The sequence below is a fragment of the Hyphomonas sp. genome, assembly GCF_022844445.1.
Taxonomy (GTDB): domain Bacteria; phylum Pseudomonadota; class Alphaproteobacteria; order Caulobacterales; family Hyphomonadaceae; genus Hyphomonas.
In genome coordinates, this window is the sequence record NZ_JALHLS010000015.1 from 82,039 (window position 1) to 88,112 (window position 6,074).

Here is a 6,074-nt window from a genome sequence, read left to right on the forward strand (position 1 = left end):
CACAGTGACAAGCTCACCAATCGTTGTTCCGATTGCGCCGCTAACGGACAAACCAGAACGGCCTATCTACGCCAATAAGCCAGAACTTCTCAAACTCTGTCGAAGTGATGGTCTCCATCTCCACCCCGTCGAATGCCTCGACGATAGAGGTGTCGATCAGGGACGGACAAGCATCGCCATTTCGCTGTTCGAGATCGACGCTGTTTCGAGTGACTTTGCCGTCGGCAAAGATGTCTACGGTCCGCAGCACCGTGTCCGCTTGCTTATCCATCTCATAAAGAAGCCATTGAGGTTCGCCCTCGGGCACCACGGCGTCCGGCCACCGAACCCGACAGTAGTATGGCGATTGGCTTTGGTTCATGCCGTCCAAACTAGCATCGAAAGTACTGAGAACGGAATGTCTGCATAGGGCCAAGTTGGAACCAATCATCATTGCAGAGTCCGGCAGGGTCACCTCAGTCCTGCCATTCAGTCACATCAACCGCACCAGGCCGGACTTCGCCGATGACGGTCATTCCCGCTCGTAGACGATGTTATGAGTGTGATTGTAGCGACTAGCCGCATCCGATTCTCGCAGCGACATGACTTGCGACCACGTTTCGTCCCAAGCTCCCTCGCCGGTGAGGAAATGACTCTTGCCCGAGGCGTCCGTCTTTACGACGCGCCAGATCGGCAACTCACTCACCGCTTGTGAATCGAAGTACGCCTGCAAGAACGTGGTGAACCAACCGGAATCCATGCCAATCGACATTTGAGTTTCGTTTCCTTCAAGGAAAACCAGACCCCACGGCGATCTCGGACCGAAACCGTTTTCGCAGTATGCGATTCCTGTGTTGGAGGCAGGATGTTCCAGCACCGTCCAGCGAGGATACTGTTCACCATCAAAGCCATAGTTCCACGACCGCAGAACCGGCTTTGCCGGGACCAGTAGCGAGCGGATATGCGCCAACACCCTGCCATCCGAAAGAAGGTCTAAGTCGCTTTCAACAAGCGCCTTCAAGAGTTCAGGCGTGACAGTCATACGTGCTTATAATTCTAGTCTGCCCGCCAGGCGAGAGTTCAGGAATGGCCCACAGTGTTTAACCAAAACTACGAAGACAAATAGAAGCCAATGCTCCCACTGCGAAGAAACACGGCCCAATGAGAGACCCAAATGCTATGGACGGAGTCGACTGCATCGCCACTCCTAACTTCAAACCGTTGGCAGCGTAGATCGGACGCCAGAAGAAACATAACGACCAAACCAACAGAGCAGCTTCGATGGGAAACGTGGAAGCGACCGGTACTTGGAAGTACCAACACGGCAACACAACAATCGAATTCACCAAAAGGGCAACAGCGCTGCGCACATGATATTGATTCATCAAACCGCCTCAAAGTTTACCGCTAGATCCTGCCAACTCTGCGTAAACGCCCCATTGACCTGCTCCAGGTGCTTCGAGCCAAAGTCTCATTGCCTAGCGACCGACAGTTTAGGGCCACGATAACTCGGTTCTCTTTGATTGGTGACTGACCGGGTTACTTAACTTCGGTCATCGAGACGCAGGGATGGGCCACCGACCCCAAGCGCGGCACACTGATCGCAAGGACGTCAGCTATGCACTCGGCTATCAGGCGAGCGGCATCGGTGAACAAACACGAGAAACTTCCAAGAGTCACGCGGGAGCGAAAGATCGTTCAGCCACAGCCGTCCACAAGGCCGGCAGCGGTACGTCAGGACCAAAACAACGCAGACTCCAAACAGGATCAATCCAGCCAAGCCAAGTGCGTCCGGTCCCGATAAGACAGCGGAAAAGTATCCAATCCACGCGAAGAGTGTGAGGCGAAAATTCTTCAACATTGACCTGATGCCTTGCAGAAGTGGCAGGAGAACAGCCGAGGTGCATTTGTATTCATCTGGTACCGTCAGGCAATCGCGATGGCGGCATTGGGCCAGGTCGGCTCCCATCGTCAAACGCAGGGACCGACAGGGTCGATCCAATCGTGCCGTCCGGCAGCCTCACCGCCGCTAGACCGGAGATCGCCGAAAACCACCGTCCCGTTTTCAAGGCGACACGTGCAACCGCCCTCGCCGACTGACGTCAACTTTGCGCTGGCTGAATCGGTAAAACTGCGCAATTTGAGACCGGTTCGCTTTTGTCCGACACCACCATCGAGGGGATCAGAACCCGTGACCAAGCCCAAACTGTTCGGCATTTCCGGCTCCCGTGCGATCCGCGCCATCTGGGGCATGGAGGAAACAGGCATCGACTATGAGCATGTGCCAGTCACCTATGGTGCCGACTCCAAGGGGGCAGACTATCTAGCCGTCAACCCAAATGGCCGTATCCCAGCCCTGATCGACGGCGACCTGCAACTTTTTGAGTCGATGGCCATCAACCTCTATCTGGCCAAGCGTTATGGCGGAGCGCTCTACCCCTCTTCAGACGAGGATGAAGCGCGGGCCTGGCAATGGAGCGTCTGGGGCATCAGTGAGATAGAACCGCTGCAGATGCAGATCGTGATCCAGAAGCTTTTCACACCTGAGGACAAGCGCAACCCGAAGGTCGTTGAGCACGCCACTAAGAACCTGCAGCGGCCGCTGAAGGTGCTGGATACAGCGTTAGAAGGACGTGACTGGCTAGTGGGAAGCGCCTTTTCGGTGGCAGATCTTAATGTAGCTTCGGTGATGCATCTGATGGGGATGATCCGCTTCGACTATAGCGAACATGCCAATGTGCAGCGCTGGACCGATGCCTGCTACGCTCGCCCGGCGTTGGCTCGGGCGTTGGCGAAACCCTAACACGACTGGTCGCTCCAGTTGTGCGCCTGGCGCAGGACACATAGGTCCAGCGCGATCCGCGCCAAAGTCATCGCTTGTCCTGTTTGTCGAGCATCATCGAACAACTGCATTGGGCAAGGTCGGATCCGATCGGCAATTTACCTGACCGGCAGCGTCACCTCAGTCCAGCCACTGGTGAGCCAAGTCGCCGCCCGGCGGAAACTCGCCGAAATAGGCCATTACAAATCCGAAAACGAGCCGGCCAACTGGGTCATCAACAAGACACGACCCCACTCCGTTTCGGAAACGCCATGCCTCGAATAGCCAGCTTTCTCGAAAGCACGCTGCGCCGCATAGTTCTGTTCAGCCGGATCGATGCCTAGGGCCGGCACGGCTGCTGCAAACAGCGCATCCCCGCGCAAACGCAAATAGGCTGAACCCAAGCCCGTGCCGACAAGGGCTTCGTCGCCGACAAACGTGTCCAGGCCACGCGATCCGTAAGGCAGGAATGACAGCGGATGATTCTGCCACGCATGAATCTCGTAGTCCTGAACAAACGCGAAAGGCTGCCCGTTGAGCAGAACGAGATTCATGACGATGCGATCGTCGTCGAGCTGGTCTTCCAGGTCTTCGATGTAGTCTGCATCCGGGTACCACCGCGCAACATGAGGCGCGAGGAGCCAGCGGCCAAGCGTCGGCAGATCAAGCTCCTCCACGAGGCGGAAGGTCAGGTGGGAACTGTTCATGCGGTTTCGCTCACCGCATCTTCAACCGGACACGGATCACATGCGTCACCGTTGCACAAACGGCAGATCTGGTAGGCATGTCCGTCGTCAGAGACATTCGATTCGAGCAGTCGGCCGAGCAAAGCGCTCAAGCGGTTCACTTCGACCGATGTGAGACCTTTCAGGCAGTGTGAAAGCGCGTCCATCCGAGCCGAATGGATTTTCTCCACCAGTCTTTCGCCGCTTGCCGTCAATTGTAGGCCTACGGCGCGGCCGTCATCGAGTTCCGATCGATCGACCAAACCTCGTGAAGTCAAGTCAGCGACGAGCCGAACAGTCGCCGAGTGAGACCGGCACAATGCCAGTCTCAGGAATTCGATGCTTTCACCGGGAGCGTGACCGATGGTGACCAAAGCGGCGGCCGACGTCCCATTGAGGCCAACGAGCGAGGAGATCGCGCTGTTCTGCCGGTCCGTGCAAAGTTGAGCCGCGGCGCCTAAGAGATTGAGCGCGCGTTCAACGGACATCTTGGGAACCCGGACCAGAACGCGGCCAGTTCGCGTCGGCACGCTCGATCAGCGCGGTCCGGTCCGGGTGCCATTTCTGTTGTGTTTCGTCGTCGAAGTTCAAGAAAAGTCTGTCACCTTCTATCGTCCAGTTGTCTGGATCCGAGCGTGCCGTATATCCATTCGCCATGGCGAAGGCGCAATAACCGCCATACTGAGGTGCGTACTTCTCGGGGGCGTGAAGGAACAACAGCTTGTGCGACTCGCTGGCAAATCGCCAGGTCGCGCCCCGATACTCAGTAACGAAATCCTTTGAGCCCTGAATCGCCTCACCGTCGGTATGGAACGCAACAGGGTCGAAGCCGTCAATTGCGCCATTCGGCGTCGAATAGACGGCTTCGCGCGCGAACAGTGCGTTTTCGTGCACAACGTAAGCCACCACGCCAACGATTGCGATAAGGATGCCTGCGGCTACGATGCATATTCGCCGATACATGCACTCTGCATACTTTCGTAGACTCAAATGTCAAGTGATCCGGAAGTCAGAAAACGGCCACGAACTCCTACCCCTCAGGATTTTCTGACCGGCAGACGCCGCTCATTCTAGCCGCTCGTTTGCATGCCTCCCCTTTAGCCGCCTGCGCTGCGCAGCGGCTTGAACAGGAGGAACATCATGGAAGACGAAGTGAAGCGGGCGGGCGTGGGCTCAGGAACAGCAGGTCCTCGCCGTTTGACTGCGGGCAAACTGACCGGTCAGAAGCCAGCTCTGAAGATGAAGGAGGTCTGGTCGATCCGGACCCGGCTTGAGCTTGAAGGCGACGTGAGAAATCTCGTCCTCTTCAATCTTGCGATCGACAGCAAACTCAGAGGCTGCGACCTAGTCAGGCTGAAGGTTGGCGATGTCGCGTCCGGCGGACACGTGAAGTCGCGCGGCGTGATCATCCAGAAGAAGACCGGCAGGCCCGTGCAGTTCGAGATCACGGAGAATACCCGTCGATCGATCACCGCGCTGTTCGACGGCCGCGTGCCTGGGGCCGACGATTATCTCTTCCAGAGCCGGCTGGAAGCATCGCCCCATCTCTCGACCCGGCAGTACGCCCGCATCGTTCAGGGCTGGGTGGCGTCGATCGGGCTCAATCCGGCGACCTATGGCACGCACTCCCTGAGGCGCACGAAGGCCGCCCTCATTTATCGCAAGACCGGCAACCTGAGGGCTGTCCAGCTGCTCCTCGGACACACAAAGCTTGAGAGCACAGTCAGGTACCTGGGCGTTGACGTTGACGATGCGCTGGAAATCTCGACTGGCATCGATCTGTGAAAATCTGGAGCGGCAGGAATCGAAATTGCCTGCCGTTCCATCCTCGCTTCAAAAGAGGCGCAATCTCGCCGAATAAAGACATTGGCCACCGAGGGGTTTCGTGCAATCCAAGCGCGTCAGGAGGATCCAGCATGAAGTTGCGAACAGTAGATGGGAATCTTACGCTTGGCAGTGCCTATAAACTGTTCGTCTGGAGTTGGATTCTTTCGTGGGGCTTCTTCATGGGAGCTATCTTGGTGCTCCTCGTCCTGGTCACTCTGATGACGGGGCAAATGACCGTAAACGGTGAGATCGTAGAAGGCAGGGGCGCGGCTCTGGCAGCTATGGCGCCAGTGGTAGTAGCGTTTCCCATCATTATCGTACTGCACGCATTTATGTTTGGAGGCCTGCTCACTTTTGGTGCTTGGCTCTATCGTTTACGTCGTCCACTGACCGTCGTGTCTGAAAGCTCCTCTCCGTCCGCTTAGGGCCAAGTCGGCTCCGATCATCAGGTTCGACGTCCGGCAGGGTCACCTCAGTCCTGTCATTCGGTTGCATCGCCAGCACAAGGCCGGACTTCGCCGAAAACAGACACTCTGTAAGCTCAAAGCGGCGCGGTGCTCTCGATTTCAAGTGATCTTTGGACCTAAGATGCTGGTGCAGTACTGACCTGAGACCCTAGCGTCCCTCATTCATTTCGAGAGTCTGGTCCTTTCATAGTCCATGGTTTGAGGTGTGGCGAGCGCGTCGGGAGGGAGGCTCCCCACATGCACGAGCGACCGGCG

The 6,074-nt window shown here is 56.9% G+C and carries 8 protein-coding genes; 3 read left to right on the top strand and 5 right to left on the bottom strand.

Annotated elements, in window-relative coordinates; genetic code table 11:
- Window positions 1–40 precede the first annotated feature (40 nt).
- Window positions 41–307: a hypothetical protein gene (locus Q0C17_RS15170; RefSeq protein WP_291208052.1), complete on the bottom strand. Its 267-nt coding sequence runs from the start codon at window positions 305–307 to the stop codon at window positions 41–43.
- Window positions 308–511: 204 nt separating this feature from the next.
- Entirely contained in the window at window positions 512–1,021 is a 510-nt protein-coding gene (locus tag Q0C17_RS15175; RefSeq protein ID WP_291208054.1) for a hypothetical protein, read from the bottom strand.
- A 1,149-nt stretch (window positions 1,022–2,170) separates the two neighbouring features.
- Between Q0C17_RS15175 and Q0C17_RS15180 the strand changes: the two genes are divergently transcribed.
- On the top strand, window positions 2,171–2,782 hold the full coding sequence (locus Q0C17_RS15180; RefSeq protein ID WP_291208056.1) for a glutathione S-transferase family protein: 612 nt from the start codon (window positions 2,171–2,173) through the stop codon (window positions 2,780–2,782).
- A gap of 218 nt (window positions 2,783–3,000) precedes the next feature.
- Here Q0C17_RS15180 and Q0C17_RS15185 read toward each other — a convergent pair whose 3' ends face one another.
- Genes Q0C17_RS15185 through Q0C17_RS15195 form a run of 3 tightly spaced genes read right to left on the bottom strand, consistent with a single transcriptional unit; the run spans window position 3,001 to window position 4,434 of the window.
- Window positions 3,001–3,507, bottom strand: a complete 507-nt coding sequence (locus tag Q0C17_RS15185) for a GNAT family N-acetyltransferase (protein ID WP_291208058.1) — start codon at window positions 3,505–3,507, stop codon at window positions 3,001–3,003.
- Window positions 3,504–4,013 carry a winged helix DNA-binding protein gene (locus Q0C17_RS15190; protein WP_291208060.1) on the bottom strand — a complete coding sequence of 170 codons (510 nt, stop codon included), beginning with the start codon at window positions 4,011–4,013 and terminating at the stop codon, window positions 3,504–3,506. Before Q0C17_RS15190 ends, Q0C17_RS15185 begins: the two co-directional genes overlap by 4 nt.
- Entirely contained in the window at window positions 4,003–4,434 is a 432-nt protein-coding gene (locus Q0C17_RS15195; RefSeq protein WP_291208062.1) for a YHS domain-containing (seleno)protein, read from the bottom strand. Before Q0C17_RS15195 ends, Q0C17_RS15190 begins: the two co-directional genes overlap by 11 nt.
- Window positions 4,435–4,764: 330 nt before the next feature.
- Here Q0C17_RS15195 and Q0C17_RS15200 point away from each other — a divergent pair, with 330 nt between their 5' ends.
- Window positions 4,765–5,310, top strand: coding sequence for a tyrosine-type recombinase/integrase (locus Q0C17_RS15200; protein ID WP_366914842.1), 546 nt, complete (start codon window positions 4,765–4,767; stop codon window positions 5,308–5,310).
- Between the two features lie 131 nt (window positions 5,311–5,441).
- Complete coding sequence (locus tag Q0C17_RS15205) at window positions 5,442–5,777, top strand: hypothetical protein (protein ID WP_291208066.1); 336 nt, start codon at window positions 5,442–5,444, stop codon at window positions 5,775–5,777.
- The last annotated feature ends 297 nt before the right edge of the window (window positions 5,778–6,074 follow it).

Coding starts and splice junctions, on each gene's coding strand:
- Q0C17_RS15190 (WP_291208060.1), bottom strand. CDS start 4,013: ATGTCCGTTGAACGCGCGCTCAATCTCTTAGGCGCCGCGGCTCAACTT.
- Q0C17_RS15205 (WP_291208066.1), top strand. CDS start 5,442: ATGAAGTTGCGAACAGTAGATGGGAATCTTACGCTTGGCAGTGCCTAT.
- Q0C17_RS15185 (WP_291208058.1), bottom strand. CDS start 3,507: ATGAACAGTTCCCACCTGACCTTCCGCCTCGTGGAGGAGCTTGATCTG.
- Q0C17_RS15200 (WP_366914842.1), top strand. CDS start 4,765: ATGAAGGAGGTCTGGTCGATCCGGACCCGGCTTGAGCTTGAAGGCGAC.
- Q0C17_RS15175 (WP_291208054.1), bottom strand. CDS start 1,021: ATGACTGTCACGCCTGAACTCTTGAAGGCGCTTGTTGAAAGCGACTTA.